Raw genomic sequence first — 16145 nt, 5'->3', positions numbered from 1 at the left:
CGACTTATAAGATTACACATTTGGGACGGCCCAAATTTAATTAATAAGGATAAAAAATGTTTAAAAGAGTTTTAATTGCTAATCGTGCAGAAATAGCAAATAGAATCATAAAAACTTTAAAAAAGATGGAAATTGAATCTGTAACTATTTATAGTGAAGCAGATAAACATGCCTCTTTTGTAATGAATTCAGATATTACAGTTGCCTTGAATGGAACATCACTTGATGAAACATATCTTGATTATAAAAAGATTATAAAAATTTGTAAAGAATATAATGTGGATGCAATACATCCAGGATATGGATTCTTAAGTGAAAATGTTAATTTTGTTCAAGCTTGTGAAGATAATGGCATTGTTTTTATAGGTCCAAATTCAAAGCATATTGAAGATTTTGGATTAAAGCATACGGCTCGCCAAATAGCAAAAGATAATGATGTTCCTTTATTAGAAGGAAGTGAACTCCTTTCAAATATAGAAGAAGCAAAAGCTACTGCAAAGAATATCACATACCCAGTAATGTTAAAAAGTACAGCTGGTGGGGGTGGAATCGGTATGAAACTATGTTTTACTGAACAAGAATTAGTTGATGCTTATGATGGAGTTATTAAACTAGCTGGTGCAAACTTTAGTAATAATGGAGTTTTTTTAGAAAAATATATTCAAACAGCGCGTCATATTGAAGTACAAATATTTGGTGACGGTTTAGGAAATATAAAAACTTTAGGGGAGCGAGATTGTTCAATACAAAGAAGAAATCAAAAAGTTATTGAAGAAACTCCCGCTCCAAATATTACAGATGAATTACGAGAACAATTATTTGAAGCTTCTTATAAATTAGCAAAGGCGGTTGATTATAAAAGTGCTGGAACCGTAGAATATATCTATGATACAAAAACAGATAAGTTTTATTTTCTTGAAGTAAATACAAGACTACAAGTTGAACACGGTATTACTGAAGAAGTTTGTGGAGTTGATTTAGTTGAGTGGATGATAAGAATTGCAGCTGGAGATAATAAACCACTATTAGATTATAAGCACGCTCCAAAAGGTCATGCAATTGAAGTAAGAGTTTATGCAGAAGATGGAGGAAAAAACTTCCAACCAAGTACTGGAATTATTACAAAAGTGCAATTGCCAAGTAATACAAGATGTGATACTTGGATAGAAGATGGATGTGAAGTAAGTCCCTTTTATGACCCACTTTTATTAAAACTAATTACTGTAAGCCCTACAAGAGAAGAAAATGTTTTAAAACTTCAAAAAGCACTAGAGGAAAGTAAGATTTATGGTATTGAATCGAACCTTTCATATCTTAGTGCTATAGCAAAAGAAGATTTTTTCACAAAAGCACTCTTTTATACAAAAGTTCTTGATACTTTTTCTTACAATCCATGTAAAGTTGATGTTATCAAATCTGGAACATTAACAACAATTCAAGATTATCCTGCCCGTCAAGGATTTTGGAATGTTGGAATTCCACCATCAGGAGCTATGGATAACTTAACACCAAGACTTTTAAATAAACTTTTAAATAATAAAGAGGATGCTTCTTTTATAGAGATGACATTTATTGGGGCAACTTATAAGTTTAGACAAGATAGTGTTATTGCGATTGGTGGAGCTAATATGGCTGCAAAACTAAATGGGGAAGAGATAGAAAGTTTTAAAGCTATAAAAGTAAACCTAGGTGATACTTTAGAATTTAAAAAAGTAATAGGAGATGGAAATAGAACTTATTTAGCAATCCAAGGTGGATTTGATACTGCAAAGTATCTTGGTAGTTCTTCTACTTTTACACTTGGAGAGTTTGGTGGTCATGCTGGTCGAGCTTTAAAAGCTGGAGATGTTTTAAGTTTTAGCCCTTTTAAAGAAGAAGAGTTTAAAGAACTTTGTGAAGTTCCTACATTAAATAAAGAGTGGGAGATAGGTGTGGTTTATGGACCACATGGAAGTCCTGATTTCTTTACAAAAGATGATATAGAAGAGTTCTTTAATGCTTCTTGGGAAGTACACTTTAATTCAAGTAGAACAGGTGTAAGATTAATTGGTCCTGCTCCGAAATGGGCTAGAAGTGATGGTGGAGATGCCGGATTACATCCTTCAAATATTCATGATAATGCCTATGCTTTTGGGTCTATCGATTTTACAGGAGATATGCCTGTGATTTTAGGTCCTGATGGTCCAAGTCTTGGTGGTTTTGTATGTCCTGCTACAATTATTTCGTGTGAGTTATATAAAATCGGACAGTTAAAAGCTGGAGATACCATCAAATTTAAAGCTGTAAGTTTAGAAAATGCAGATTTAATGACAAAAGCTTGTGAAACAGCAATTGAAAATAATACAGTTTTACCAAAACTAGATGATTATAGTATTGATTTTGATGCAAATAAAGCAACTCCAATTATTGAAACTTTTAAATATGATGAACTAGATATCGATATAGCTATTAGAGCAGCTGGGAATGAGTTTATTTTAATAGAAGCAGGTGAATTAAAACTTGATATTGAACTAAGATTCTTTATCCATGCATTAATGACTTATATTGAAGAAAAAAACTTAAGTGGTATTGTAGATTTAACACCTGGAATTAGAAGTTTACAAATTCATTTTAATACAAATATTGTAAGTAGAAATACTATCTTAAATCTAGTAAAAAAAGCAGTAAGCTCTTTAAAAGACATTGAGAACTTAGAAGTTGATTCAAGAACTGTTTGGCTGCCACTTTCATGGAATGACCCATCAATTCAAATTGCGATAGATAAGTATCAACAAGGAGTTCGACCAAATGCACCTTGGTGTCCTTCAAATATTGATTTTATTAAAAGAATTAATGGACTTCAAAATAAAGATGAAGTTAAAAATATAGTATTTGATGCAGATTATTTAGTAATGGGATTAGGAGATGTTTATTTAGGAGCTCCTGTTGCCACTCCACTTAATCCATCACATAGAGTAGTAACAACAAAATATAATCCTGCAAGGACATGGACAGCTCAAAACTCAGTTGGTATTGGTGGTGCTTATATGTGTGTGTATGGTATGGAAGGACCAGGTGGGTATCAATTATTTGGTAGAACTTTACAAATGTGGAATACCTATAGACAAACAAAAGAGTTTACAAATCCATGGCTTTTAAGATTTTTTGATCAAGTGAAATTTTATCCTGTAACAACAGATGAATTACATGACATTAGAGAAAAGTTTTTATATGGAAAATTTCCTTTGACAATCGAAGATAAAACTTTTAAATTAAAAGAGTATAAAGAGTTTTTAAAAGCTAATGAAGAGAAATCAAATATTTTCCAAACAAAAAGAGCTAATGCTTTTGAAACTGAAAGATTAATGTGGAAAGAAAAAGGTCTAGATAGTTTTGATACAAAAGTTGTAGCAGTTGAAGATAAAGATGAACTAATATTAGCAGATGATGAAGAAGCTATTGAATCTATTATGTCTGGGAATATTTGGAAAATAGAAGTAAAAGTTGGAGATAAAGTAAAAGCTGGAGAGGTATTAGTTATTTTAGAATCTATGAAAATGGAAGTAGAAATCGAAACAGAGGTATCTGGCGTTGTATCGCAAATTCTTTATAAAGAGGGTGATAATATTGAAAGTGGTAATGTTTTAGTTGTATTAAAAAAGGATGAGAAATGAATTTAAATATTGATAGTTTAAGAGAAAATTATATTAATAAAACAATAACAATACAAGATGTTTTATCATCTATTAAAAATAAAATAAAAGAAACAAAAAATCACAATATTTGGATATATACTTTAAGTGATAAAGAGTTAGAAGCTTATATTAAAAACTTAGAAACAAAAGACCCTAAAGAGTTACCACTTTATGGTATCCCTTTTGCTATTAAAGATAATATAGATTTAGAAAATATCCCTACAACAGCAGGATGTAAAGAGTATAAATATACTCCAAAAGATTCTGCTTTTGTTGTATCAAAACTTATAGAAGCTGGTGCTATTCCTATTGGGAAAACAAATCTAGACCAATTTGCAACAGGACTCGTTGGTACTAGAAGTCCTTATGGTGAGTGTAAAAACTCTATTAATCCTGAGTATATCTCAGGGGGTTCAAGTTCTGGAAGTGCTGTAAGTGTTGCACTTGATATGGTTTCTTTTTCACTTGGAACTGATACAGCTGGATCAGGTCGTGTTCCTGCTGCTTTTAATAATCTAATTGGACTTAAAGCTACAAAAGGTGTTGTTAGTACAAGTGGAGTAGTACCTGCTTGTAGAAGTTTAGATTGTGTTACAGTTTTTGCTAAAGATTTAGATGATATAGAGTCTGTATTTGAAATCGTAAATAAATATGATGAAGAAGATATTTATAGTCGTGAATATACAGCAACAACAAAAAAAGCTAAAAATGAATTTACTTTTGCAATACCTCAAAAATCGCAGTTGAAATTCTTTGGAGATGAACAAGCTAAACAACTATTTTTTTATGCAATTAAAAAATTTGAATCTCTGGGTGGAAAAGCTATAGAGATTGATTATGAGCCATTTAATGAAAGTGCAAATTTACTTTATAGTGGACCTTGGGTAACGGAAAGATATATAGCTATAAAAGATACTATAACAAAAACACCCCAAGTTGTAGAAAAAACGGTAAGAGCAATTATTAGTGGTGGAAATAAAATTGATGCTATAAACTACTTTGAGTCTGAATATACTTTAAAGAAAAATAGGAAATATGTAAATAAAATATTTACAGATTTTGACTTTTTATTAACACCAACAACTGGAACTATATATAAAATTGATGAAGTAAATAATGACCCAATACAATTAAATACTAATCTTGGATACTACACAAACTATATGAACTTACTTGACTTATCAGCTATTGCAGTACCTGCTGGATTTAGAGACAATGGCCTTCCTTTTGGTGTAACAATTGTTGCTGATGCATTTGAAGAAGAAAAATTGTTATCTTATTCTTCAAAATATTTAGGAGTTTAATTTGAAGGAAAATGAAATACTAATAGGAGTTTGTGGTGCTCATATGAGTGGACTATCACTTAACTGGCAACTTACAGATTTAGATGCAACTTTTGTAAAACAAACTAAAACAAAACAAGGTTATAGACTTTTTGTACTAGAAAATAAAACTCCAATTCGTCCAGGAATGATTTATGATAATTCAAGTAAAGGTCAAATAGATGTAGAAATATGGTCAATGCCTATAGAGAACTTTGGAAAATTTATGAAACAGATACAATCACCTTTAGGTATAGGAACAGTTTATTTAGAAGATGAAAGTATTGTTTATGGTTTTTTATGTGAAAGTGATTATATAAAAAATGCAAAAGAAATTACAGAAATGAAATCTTGGAGAAACTTTATTTCTTAAAAAGAATAAATATATAAAGTCAAAAACTAAAATATTAAAGAAGTATTAGAATATGAAAACACAAGAAATGTCTTAATTTCTAATTTCTTCTTTAAATACTACTATTTTATTTTACTTCTTTTATACCCTATAAAAAATGCTGTTAGAATAAAAAATACACTTATTAGTGCTGTATATAAAACTGCTGTTTCTTCTTTTTTTACAGTTTTGTCAAACCCTTTTTCAGGAGCTATTCCTTCTACAACAATATCATTATCTCTTACTATTACATAAATCCAATATGACTCTTTAGGTATATCTAAAGCTATTCCTTGATAAGTTAGTATTCCTTTTTTTAATACTCTATTATCAAACATTGAAATTAATCGAACTTCATTTCCTGTAAGAGGTTTCTTTGAACGTTTGAAAAAAGCTTTTATATTAATCTTATCATTTTCAAGTTTTGTTACATCTACTGATATACCAGGTATTTGGTGAGCATATAAAGTAGAAAAAAAGGTTATTAGAATAAAGAAAACTATTTTTTTACTAAGCATGATATCTCCTTGAGTATTTTGTTAAAAATGTAATTTTGTGTGAATATTTATAAAATAAGAAAAAAACTATACTTAAGAGTAATAAGGTTAAATCAAAATATAAAACACTATGAATAGAATCTGCTTTGATTAGTTTTGCAATATAAACACTAGTAGCCATAATATGTGATATTACAGCAGAGAATAAAAATATAGATGTAAATAAGGCAAGACTTTTTAATATGTCTAGTATATCATCATAATAAACGCTAAGAAGTAAGGTAAAGGCCCAAAAAGAGTAAAAAATACCTTTAATCCATATAGTTCTTTGAAATAATTCAGTAGGTATTCCCCAATATAAAACTAATATAAGTGCTGATGATGGAATGATTCCAAACATAATAGCAATAGAAAACCTTCCAGTGAAATTAAAATAGTTTCTATTATCTTTATTTTTTATAGCTTTTTTATTAGTTATTATAAGAAAACCAAGTGCTAAAGATGCAATAAAAGCAAGAGAAAGTATTAAGTATATTATTCTTACAAATAAAGTTTCATCTGGTATAAAATGAAAAAAGTAAAAAGCAGATAAAGTTTTATTTGCAAGGTGTGAACTACTTAGATCTTTTTTATCTATTAATTCTCCTGAAATAGGATTTAAAAGAACATGAACTCTATTAATTCTTCCTGTTAGCATTCTATTGTTTTTTAAAAAACCCTCTATTTTTATTTGTGCATTTTTATCATTCCATTGAAGAAGCTTTATATTTGTAACTTCAAGATGGGGCATGATTATTTTTGCTTTTTCTATAAGAGTGTCTATGTTTTGAAAGTTTTTAAACTCAGTACTTTTTTTAGGAATTCTTTCACTAGGGAAAATAATAGGTCCTACAAGTGGTCTTAATTCTGAACTTTCAGTATTTGTAGCAACATAAGCAAATGCAGAAGCAGAAGATAACATAAAACCAAGTACTGCTCCTGTTAATGAAAAAACAATAATATAGGGTAATAAAAGTAAAGATAGATTTCTATGCCATTTAAAATTAAACTCTGTATTGTTTTTTTATGTTTATTTAAATATAAAATTACTCCACTTATAGTTAAAAATATAATTAGAATTGATGCAATTCCCATTAATAATTGTCCAATTTTAGGAATATTTCTTCTTATATGTAAGTCATTGAAAAAGTTACTTAACAATGAAGTATCAGAAGTACTATCAAGCATTTTATATTCAAAAGATATAGATGATATCCACGAAACAGTGGTAATAGAATGTAAACCTAATGTATTTAAAAATAAACATATAAATTTAGAAGAAGATATAAAAAATGATTTACAAAAAAGTTTTGAATTATCTAATAAAGACCATAGAGGGAAAATAAATCTTATCTGGGTAAATTCAGATTATGAGAAATTTGCTAATAAACCTTTATATAATATTAATGATAATGCATATAACGATAAATATTGCTTGAGTAAAATGTCAAGTTCTAACTATCCCCAAACAGGTCTTCTTAGCGCAAAAGAAATTATTGAAATAGCAGATAAAGAACCTATATATCATTTAGTAAATTCAAAAGAAAATCTTAAAGATTTTGTAAATCCTGCTTTTACTTGGGTGAAATCTATTTGAGATATGGAAGACAGAAAACTTTTATTTTTGACAACAGTATATTTAAGAGATTTTAATAGAGATTTTTATTCTCCTATATTTAAAATTTTACCAGCCGCTATCTTATCTATACTAATAGCTGTATTATTAGGTTTTTTCCTTTTTAAAAAACTTTTTAAAAGTATTAATATATTAACAAATACTGCAAAACAAGTTAATGAAGGAAATCTTCATTTTAGAAGCAAAATCAAAGGTGAGGATGATATTTCTATTCTTGCTAGAACATTTGATAATATGCTAGATTCACTTGAAGTTAATATTAATGACTTAGATCAGAAAGTTGAAATAAAAACAATCTTGCAATGACTATAAATTTAATAAAACTTCAGAAATCAAAGATTAGTGATTCAAATACAAAAAATACATTAACTGATATTCAAGAAAGAGTTTTTACTATGGAATTACTACATAGAAAGTTATATGAATCAAAAGATTTAAACTCTATCTCTTTAAAAAAATATATTTTAGAGCTTATTGAAGATTTAGATAATACATATGGAAAAGACAAAGAGATAAAAATAAACACTTTAATTAGTGATGTTAATATGGATATTGAATATGCCTTACCTTGTGGTTTAATCATAACGGAGTGTATTACAAATGCTTACAAATATGCTTTTAAAAATAAAAATGGGAATTTAAAAATAGAATTTAAAAAATTAGATAATAATTGCATTTTACTTATTCATGATGATGGGTTTGGCATAGCTAGTGATGTTGATGTAAATCAAACAAAAACACTAGGATTAAGACTTGTCTCTACTATTGTAAGAACTCAATTATTTGGTACTTTTACTTATAAATATGAGCATGGTGCAAAATTTACAATAATGTTTGACTATAAAGAGAAGTAGTAAAACTACATTCTCTTCATATAAGTTGATAATGTTGAAATTAGTTCATTATTAAGATTTTGTAAATTTATATCATTTTCATAACATTCATACTCTTCAAGAATAAATGTATAGTTTTGAAGATTTTTTTGTAAGTTTATATCTTCTGTTAAAAGCATAATTTTTGATGATATTTCTTTTATATGTATTCTATTATCTGCAATATTCTGACAATTTATAGTTAATATTTTTTCTGAAAGTTGTGAAAAAAGATTTAATTTTTTTTCTCTTAGCCATTTGTTTTTTTCTTGTTTTTGTGTAAGTCTTGATGTGATAACTGTATCAAATATTTTCGTAGTAACTGATCCAATAACGATATTAGTTGCTGTACTAACTAATGACATTGCTAACATGTATTTTCCTTTTTGATATTTATTATCACATAATATCAATTAAATCTTAGATATAAATTAAATTAATAATTATTATCATTAATATTATGTTAAGTTTTTTGTGTGTATCATAATGATACTCATTATCAAGGTTTAAAATGAAAAAAAACAAAATTGCAAAAAGATCTCTTTTGCATAAGCGGAATATTAAAATACATAATAATTTATGGAAGATTTACACACTTACTTTAACTATAGGTATTTTATTAATTTTAGTAAAAGGATTTAATTAATGAATAATTATAAAAAAGATTTTAATGCTTTTTTAGAAAACTTTAAAAAACATGTTTCAAAATCAGGCTTAAAGAATTCGATACAAAAGGATTATATTTTAAAGATATTATATTTTGCCGAAGAGCATTTGAGCGTTGAGCAAATTGCAAATGATGTAAAAGTTAAATATAAAATAGATATTGGAATTGCTACAGTTTATAGATCAATGAAGTTTTTTGAAGAACTTAATATTGTAGAGTCATTGGATGTAGGTGATGGAATAAAAAGATATGAATTAAATTTATCTTTACATCATGATCATTTAGTTTGTACATCTTGTAGCAAGATTATTGAGTTTACAGATGAAATTATTGAAGAACAACAACTAAAAGTAGCTTCTGATAATAATTTTGATTTAAAAGACCATGTTATGACGATTTATGGGATATGTGAAGATTGTCAATAATTGCTTTTTGATAATGAGTATGACTTTATAATAAGTCTTACTTAAGATTGAAAAAGAGAAAATAGAATGATGAAAGGAAGACTTTGATAAATACAGAAGATATTATAAAAATTGCTAAATATTTTTCAATTATTGCCCACACTCCTGGACGACTAAGAGTTAGAGTAAGTCCTAAAATAAAAGAAGAAAGTGGCAATATAACAATAAATGATATTGAAAGTTTACCTACAAGAATAAATGGAATAAAAGATATAAAAATTAAAAAGATTATAGGCTCAGTTACTATTCTTTATGATCATAATATTTTTGCTCCAAAACTTTGGGAAGATTTAGTAAAAAATGAAAACTTAGATGAATTAACACAGTTAATAAATAAATTAGCGAAGGAGGTAGTTTAATTGGAAGAGAATTTTGATGAACAATTACTTTTATCTCAAAGAGTAGATATAAATAGCGAACAAACACAAATTGAACAAGTTCTTAGAATTGCAGTATATGATGAATTTAAAGCTTATGAAACTTATACAAAAGTTATAGAAAAATTTGGATTTATTCAGCCTTTTGTAAATATAAAAGCAGCAGAATCAAGACATTATAGTGCTTTAATTCCACTTTTAGAAAAATACGGAGTTGAAGTACCAATTAATAATTGGGCTTCTAAGATTGAAGTACCAAATTCATATGTTGAATGTTGTGAAGTAGGTGTTGCAGCAGAAATTAGAAATATTGCAATGTATGATAATCTTTTATTACATACAAAAGAGGATGATATTAGAGATGTTTTATTTAGACTTCAAGCAGCTTCTTTTAATAATCATTTACCAACCTTTAGATCTTGTGTAATTAATTATTATACTGCATCAAATACTCAAGGAATTAATCAAGAAGATTTAATGCAAAAACTTGGTGAATATCAAGGTTTATTTGATGATTTAATGACTGGAAATGTAGATCAAAATAAATTAACTGAACTTTTTTCAAAGTTAAATATTTCGATGATTAGTGGAGGAGCTTTAGGAAGTACATCTGTTGCACTTTTAAATAGTTACTTAAACAAAGAAAATAAGGAGTAAGTTATGGCATTACCATTTATATTAGGATTAGCAGTAGGTGCAGGAGCAATAGTTGCTTATAATAAGTCTGATAAATTAAAAAAAGTTGCAGGAAGTTTTTTGAATAAATCAAAAGATGTAGCAAATAATTCTTTAGAAAAAGGGAAAGAAACTGTTGATGAGGTTAAACAAACAATAAATGCAACAGCAGAATGTATAAAAGAGAAAAAAGAAAAAGCAGCGCTAGAAGAAAAACAAGAAAAAATAAAAAAGGTAGAAGAATGAATCAACCCTTAATTAATACAGGTGCACCTAGAAACGTACTAGGACATGTTGTAAGTGGAGCAGTAGCCTCTGCTATTGTTTCTGGTACGATTAATTATAAAAAATTACAAGAAAGAAAAATTTCTCCAAATGATGCAATAAAAGATACAGTAAAAAGAACATCTCAAGGAGCAATAGCAACAGGTTCTGCAATTGCAACTGCAAATTATATTGGACAAAAAGGTGGTCTTTTCAAAGCTCTAACAGCAGCTTCAATTGGTATGGCTGGAATTTATGCTTTAGAGCTTATTGACAATAAACTTGAAGAAAAAGATGAGTTTATTTCTGAATCAAATAATGATTTAATTAGTGAAGGTGAATAATGAATAATAACAATAATTTAAACTATGATACAAACATTGAAAATACTAGAAATCAAAGTAATCAAAATATGAATCAAAACCAAAATCCTTATATAAATCAAGAAATGAATATAAATCAAACAGGACCACTAGTTCAAGAAAATCAATCAGGGTTCAATAATGGAGATTTTATCAAAGGTGCACTAATAGGTGCAGCTGTTACATTTCTTTTAACAAATAAAGGTACTCAAGAATCTTTAATGAAAGCAGCTTCTAAAGGAAGTGAATTATTTCAAGCTGGAATGGAAGAAATAAAAGAGAGATTTGAAGATGCTAAAGCTGCTGCGGAAGCAAATCAAGAATAGTATTTATGCACAATCAATTTATAAAAGTACATAGTACACCAAATAGAGCTAGATATAAATTTTCCTTATTAAAAGATAAATATCTTGATGAAAATATTTTAAGAACTAATTTAGAAAAACTTGAAGGTGTAACTTCTGTACGAGTAAATAAAAAAGCAAATAGTATTATTTTTCATTTTGATAATATATCTACATGTGATGAGATAGAGAATAAATTATCAACTTTAGATATAGAAGAACTATTAAGTTCTTGTGAAGATGCTGCGGTTTGTGTTTCTTGTGTTAGTGATGAAGAACCTAGTACCAAAGGTATTATAAGAGCTAGTTCTGCATTAGTAGGAGAGCGATTTATTCAAAATGATATGCTAAAAGCTGGTATTACAACAGCTGCCGCTTTTCCTATGTTAATTGATGGATCGAAGGAACTTTTTTCTGAAGGCTTAACATCAAAAGTTTTAGAAAGTGCTGCTGTTGGTATATCTATTTATAGAAAAGATTATTTAGCTGCAAACTCAACAAATGCTATGCTTGAACTTGGTGAATATATTGAGGAAACTACAGTTCATAAAAGTGATGATTTATTAAAAGAATTATCAAAACCAAATGTTGAAGAAGCATGGATTGAAAAAGAAGTTGATGGAAAAATTACAGAAGTTTTAATAAAAAGTATTGATATTAAAATAGGTGATATTGTAATAGTAGCAACAGGTAATACTGTACCTGTTGATGGGCATGTTATTGATGGAAGTGCTAGTGTAAATGAAGTTTCAATGACAGGGGAAGCTGAACCTGTTATAAAACAAAGAGGAAATAGAGTTATATCTGGAACTATTGTAGAAGATGGAAGATTAAAAATCTGGGCTGAATATGTAGGTTCTAATACAGCAACTCAAAGAATAAAACATTATATTGAAAACTCTTTAAATGAAAAATCTTCTGTGCAGTTAAAAGCTACAAAACTTGCGGATAAACTTGTTCCTGTAACCTTAGGCTTAGCTGGAGTCTCTTATATCTTTACTAAGGATTTTGAAAGAACAGCATCAATTCTACAAGCTGACTACTCTTGTGCTTTAAAACTTGCAACTCCCGTAGCTTTTAAATCAACAATTTCAAAAGCAGGTCATCAAGGTATTATGATAAAAGGTGCAAAAGCAATTGAGTCCTTATATAGTGCGGATACATTTATTTTTGATAAGACAGGAACTTTAACAGAAGGTGAATTAGAAGTAATTTCAGTTGAATCGTATGATAAAGATTGGACTAAAGAACAATTACTAAATCTTACTGCATCAACTGAAGAGCATTACTTTCATCCCGTTGCTGATGCAGTTGTAAAAGCTGCAAAGGAGAATGGTTTTGTACATATGCATCATGAAGAAGTTGAATTTATTGTAGCTCATGGCGTTAAAACAGAAGTAGATGGAAAACAAGTAATAATTGGAAGTAGACACTTTTTGGAGGATGATGAAAAAATTGATTTCTCAATACATAAAGAAAAGATAGATAAGTCTTTAAGTAAAGGAGAAACACTTCTATATGTAGGTTTTGATGGAAAGTTATTAGGAGTAATCACACTTGCTGATAATTTAAGAGCTAATGCAAAAGAATCAATAAATAGATTAAGACAATTAGGTGTAAAAAATATTGTTATGTTGACAGGCGATACTATGAAAAAAGCTAAAATGATAGCTGATGAATTAGGTATAACTGAAGTAAGAGCAGAACTTTTACCTACAGCCAAAGCAAAAATAGTAAAAGAATTTATTGATGAAGGGAAAAAAGTTGCCTTTATTGGTGATGGAATAAATGATGCTCCTGCATTAATATCTGCGCATGTAGGAATTTCTATGAGTAGGGGTGCTGATATTGCAAAAGCTACAGCTGATGTTGCCTTATTAAAAGATGATATTGCAGCAGTTGTAGAAGCTAAAGAGTTAGCAAATAGTACGATGCAATTAATTAATAATAACTTTAAAGCAACAGTTGGTATAAATTCTGTAATTTTGGCAGGTGCTACTTTTGGTTTCTTTTCTCCTATTGTAACAGCAGTTTTACATAATGGTACAACTATTGGCTTATTATTAAACTCAATAAAAGGGGTAAAGTAAATATGAAATTTGATAAAGAACTACAAAGAGAAACTGCAAAGATTGGTATGACAGCAACTCTTGGTGTTACAGTAGTGACTTCAATGTTTATGAAAAATAAAGCTTCTAAGAAAGCACATGTTATTGCCGGAGCTGCTTTTTGTGGTTTTACATTATGGCATACATTATTATATGATTCAAAAAAGAAAAAAAGTGTAAATAATAGTAAAGAAAATATAGAAGAGTTGGAAATAGATATAAAAACAATATAATGATAATAAATATCAGTATTGTATAAGTTTACTTTTGATAAAATTATTGATAATTATTATTAAAAAGGATTTATATGGGATTTTTATTACCATTAGCTACACTATTAACAGCTGCAATTACAGCTAAAACTATTACTAAAACATCTAAAAAATTAATAAAAAGAAAAAATAGAATAGAGAAACTTTAATACTAAGTTTTTCTACTCATTTTTTAATAATATTTTAAAACAAGCACCTTCCTCTTTATTTGTCACTGTGAGTTGACCATTACATTCTTTATTTATTATCATTGTTGCCATATATAAACCTATTCCTGTTCCTTGTGTTTTTCTTTTAGTCGTAAAGTATGGGTCAAATATTTTTTCTATTATATTAATATCTATTCCTTTTGCATTATCAATAACTTCAATTATGTAGTGTGAATTTCTTTTATATACATTAATAAAAATCTTTGGATTTACAATTTTTTGAGTCATTAATGCATCTTTGGCATTATTTAATAATACAACAAGGACTTGTTGTAAAGCATTCTTTTGTAACTTACATTTAAGAGATTTATCCATATTTGTACTAATCTCTATATGATAAGAATCAAGTGAACCTTTCATTATAAAAAGCGATTTTTCTATTGCTTCATGTATAAAAAAAGCATCTTTTATTTTAGTTGGATTTAGAAAGTCTTGAAAATCATTAATAGTTTTTGACATGTATGAAGTTAAGGATTCTATTTCTAGTAATTTTTCCATTACTTTTGGATCTTGGAAATTATGCATATTCAACGTAGCATCAGTTATTAATACAGCAGAGTTTATTTGAGCTAATGGTTGCCTCCATTGATGTGCAATATTTTCTATCATCTCTCCCATTTGTATTAATTTATTTTGATGCATAAGGACAACTTGTTGTTTTATATTTTTTTCAATTTCTAATTCAATTTTCTTTTCTAGAGAATTATTTAGTGTTTCTAACTCATCTTTTGCGATTGTAAGCTGTTGAGAAGTTTTTTTTAGTTGAGTATTTAAAATCTTAATCTTATCAGTTTTTGCTAATTCTTTAGACATATCATTAAAACTTATAGTAAGCTGACCTATTTCATCTTTAGAATGGATTTCAAGCTGTTTACCTAAATTTCCGGATGAAAGCTCTTTAATCCCTCTTTGAAGGTTAATAATAGGGGTTGTAATATTTCGTATTAAAATAATTGTAAAAGGTATTACTATTAATAGAGTAACTATAAATACAATAATTAAACTTTTAAGAAGCTCTAGAACATAATCACTAATTGTTTTTTCAATTTGTAAAAGTGCAATTACTCCAATAAGTTTATCATTGTTGTATAATGGCAAAGTTTCCTGAAGATAAGTTACCCCTTCAACATCAACTTTTCTATTCTCTGAATATGTTTTAGATAGTATTTTATATTGTTTTAAAGTACCAACTGTTAAATGCATATTATTTTTATCAAATGCATAAATATTGATCTCTTTATTTGATATAAATCTTTTAAGTTTATCTATAAATGAATAATTTAAAGGGTTCTGCGTTAGAACAAATCCAACTTCAGAAGGTGTCATTTTACGTAACTTTTTGTCAAAATTTAGTCCCATTATGGGATAAAATGACCTAATTGTAAGTTTTGAATCCTCTTTTGCATAAATTATTGTTTCTTTATTAGGAATAATCTCTTTAAAATGTGAATCAAACCCTTTATATTTAGAATGTTTTTCCCATGGATTATATAATGGATCAACAGAAGTTTTTCCATCTGCGATTTTAAATTTAGCATTAGGAAAATCAAAGGCATACCCTTTCTTTGAGTAGTTTTTTTCAATATGTGAAAAAGAAATTAAGTCTCCTTCTTTGTCATAAATCATTGTTTTCCATATACTTCCAGCAATTTTAGCAGAATCATGAGTTGCATTAGCAAGTTGGATATATAGAGGCTGAATATTTTGATTATATCTATTTTTATTACGAGTGATATGTTTTATTTTTAAATCAAGTTCTTGCATTTCTGCTGTTTTTTGAGATGAAGAAAGAAGTTGCTTTTTATTATATTCAAGTTCAGTTTTAATCATTTTTATATTGTCGTATAGTTCTATTTTTGATTTAGCAATATTATTTTCAGTAAGAACCCAAGCGATTGATATTGTTACTAAAAATAAAGTTAAAAGTATAATAATAATACCAAAAAGATTTAACTTTGTTTTTATGCTCATT

At 27.8% G+C, this 16145-nt stretch carries 18 protein-coding genes and 1 pseudogene; 14 read left to right on the top strand and 5 right to left on the bottom strand.

The window, feature by feature from the left end; all coding sequences use genetic code 11:
- Nucleotides 1-56 precede the first annotated feature (56 nt).
- From uca to KO488_RS13755, 3 genes are read left to right on the top strand one after another with little or no spacing between them, the layout of a single operon-like run.
- Nucleotides 57-3653, top strand: coding sequence for an urea carboxylase (gene uca / locus KO488_RS13765; protein WP_216059387.1), 3597 nt, complete (start codon nt 57-59; stop codon nt 3651-3653).
- The gene (gene atzF / locus KO488_RS13760; RefSeq protein WP_216059386.1) at nt 3650-4978 is read left to right on the top strand and encodes an allophanate hydrolase; all 1329 of its coding nucleotides are present in this window, start codon (nt 3650-3652) and stop codon (nt 4976-4978) included. Before uca ends, atzF begins: the two co-directional genes overlap by 4 nt.
- A 1-nt stretch (nt 4979) precedes the next feature.
- Nucleotides 4980-5369, top strand: a complete 390-nt coding sequence (locus tag KO488_RS13755) for a hypothetical protein (protein WP_216059385.1) — start codon at nt 4980-4982, stop codon at nt 5367-5369.
- Between the two features lie 101 nt (nt 5370-5470).
- Here KO488_RS13755 and KO488_RS13750 read toward each other — a convergent pair whose 3' ends face one another.
- The 3 genes and pseudogenes from KO488_RS13750 to KO488_RS15535 form a co-directional block, all read right to left on the bottom strand.
- Nucleotides 5471-5905 carry a hypothetical protein gene (locus tag KO488_RS13750; RefSeq protein WP_216059384.1) on the bottom strand — a complete coding sequence of 145 codons (435 nt, stop codon included), beginning with the start codon at nt 5903-5905 and terminating at the stop codon, nt 5471-5473.
- Nucleotides 5898-6926, bottom strand: a pseudogene (locus KO488_RS13745) (PepSY domain-containing protein); the annotation flags it as partial. The pseudogene KO488_RS13745 and the gene KO488_RS13750, both read right to left, overlap by 8 nt.
- Nucleotides 6866-7111 (bottom strand): PepSY domain-containing protein, encoded by a 246-nt coding sequence (locus KO488_RS15535; protein ID WP_368500038.1) that lies wholly within the window; start codon nt 7109-7111, stop codon nt 6866-6868. The pseudogene KO488_RS13745 and the gene KO488_RS15535, both read right to left, overlap by 61 nt.
- On the opposite strand from KO488_RS15535, the gene KO488_RS13735 reads away from it, so the two are divergent.
- Genes KO488_RS13735 through KO488_RS13725 form a run of 3 tightly spaced genes read left to right on the top strand, consistent with a single transcriptional unit; the run spans nt 7065 to nt 8413 of the window.
- Nucleotides 7065-7520 carry a hypothetical protein gene (locus KO488_RS13735; RefSeq protein WP_216059382.1) on the top strand — a complete coding sequence of 152 codons (456 nt, stop codon included), beginning with the start codon at nt 7065-7067 and terminating at the stop codon, nt 7518-7520. The genes KO488_RS15535 and KO488_RS13735 overlap by 47 nt on opposite strands.
- A gap of 27 nt (nt 7521-7547) precedes the next feature.
- Nucleotides 7548-7865, top strand: a complete 318-nt coding sequence (locus KO488_RS13730; protein ID WP_216059381.1) for a HAMP domain-containing protein — start codon at nt 7548-7550, stop codon at nt 7863-7865.
- Nucleotides 7862-8413, top strand: a complete 552-nt coding sequence (locus KO488_RS13725) for a sensor histidine kinase (protein WP_216059380.1) — start codon at nt 7862-7864, stop codon at nt 8411-8413. The genes KO488_RS13730 and KO488_RS13725 overlap by 4 nt, the downstream gene beginning before the upstream one ends.
- A 5-nt stretch (nt 8414-8418) precedes the next feature.
- Here the strand turns inward: KO488_RS13725 and KO488_RS13720 are convergent, their stop codons facing one another.
- Nucleotides 8419-8805, bottom strand: a complete 387-nt coding sequence (locus tag KO488_RS13720) for a hypothetical protein (RefSeq protein WP_216059379.1) — start codon at nt 8803-8805, stop codon at nt 8419-8421.
- A 271-nt stretch (nt 8806-9076) separates the two neighbouring features.
- Here KO488_RS13720 and KO488_RS13715 point away from each other — a divergent pair, with 271 nt between their 5' ends.
- The 8 genes from KO488_RS13715 (at nt 9077) to KO488_RS13680 (ending at nt 13925) form a co-directional block, all read left to right on the top strand.
- Nucleotides 9077-9523: a Fur family transcriptional regulator gene (locus tag KO488_RS13715; RefSeq protein ID WP_216059378.1), complete on the top strand. Its 447-nt coding sequence runs from the start codon at nt 9077-9079 to the stop codon at nt 9521-9523.
- 83 nt (nt 9524-9606) lie between these two features.
- On the top strand, nt 9607-9921 hold the full coding sequence (locus KO488_RS13710) for a hypothetical protein (RefSeq protein ID WP_216059377.1): 315 nt from the start codon (nt 9607-9609) through the stop codon (nt 9919-9921).
- Nucleotides 9922-10596, top strand: coding sequence for a ferritin-like domain-containing protein (locus tag KO488_RS13705; RefSeq protein ID WP_216059376.1), 675 nt, complete (start codon nt 9922-9924; stop codon nt 10594-10596).
- 3 nt (nt 10597-10599) lie between these two features.
- Nucleotides 10600-10860: a hypothetical protein gene (locus KO488_RS13700; RefSeq protein WP_216059375.1), complete on the top strand. Its 261-nt coding sequence runs from the start codon at nt 10600-10602 to the stop codon at nt 10858-10860.
- Nucleotides 10857-11222: a hypothetical protein gene (locus tag KO488_RS13695; RefSeq protein WP_216059374.1), complete on the top strand. Its 366-nt coding sequence runs from the start codon at nt 10857-10859 to the stop codon at nt 11220-11222. Before KO488_RS13700 ends, KO488_RS13695 begins: the two co-directional genes overlap by 4 nt.
- Entirely contained in the window at nt 11222-11566 is a 345-nt protein-coding gene (locus KO488_RS13690; protein ID WP_216059373.1) for a YtxH domain-containing protein, read from the top strand. The genes KO488_RS13695 and KO488_RS13690 overlap by 1 nt, the downstream gene beginning before the upstream one ends.
- A 5-nt stretch (nt 11567-11571) precedes the next feature.
- Complete coding sequence (locus tag KO488_RS13685) at nt 11572-13674, top strand: heavy metal translocating P-type ATPase (RefSeq protein WP_216059372.1); 2103 nt, start codon at nt 11572-11574, stop codon at nt 13672-13674.
- A 2-nt stretch (nt 13675-13676) separates the two neighbouring features.
- Nucleotides 13677-13925: a hypothetical protein gene (locus tag KO488_RS13680; protein ID WP_216059371.1), complete on the top strand. Its 249-nt coding sequence runs from the start codon at nt 13677-13679 to the stop codon at nt 13923-13925.
- A gap of 200 nt (nt 13926-14125) precedes the next feature.
- Here KO488_RS13680 and KO488_RS13675 read toward each other — a convergent pair whose 3' ends face one another.
- Nucleotides 14126-16144, bottom strand: a complete 2019-nt coding sequence (locus KO488_RS13675) for a sensor histidine kinase (protein WP_216059370.1) — start codon at nt 16142-16144, stop codon at nt 14126-14128.
- Nucleotide 16145: the final 1 nt, after the last annotated feature.

Source organism: Poseidonibacter lekithochrous, assembly GCF_018861145.1.
Classification (GTDB): Bacteria; Campylobacterota; Campylobacteria; order Campylobacterales; family Arcobacteraceae; genus Poseidonibacter; species Poseidonibacter lekithochrous_A.
The sequence above is the reverse complement of the archived record's forward strand: the minus strand, read 5'-3'. Positions and strand labels throughout refer to the sequence as shown.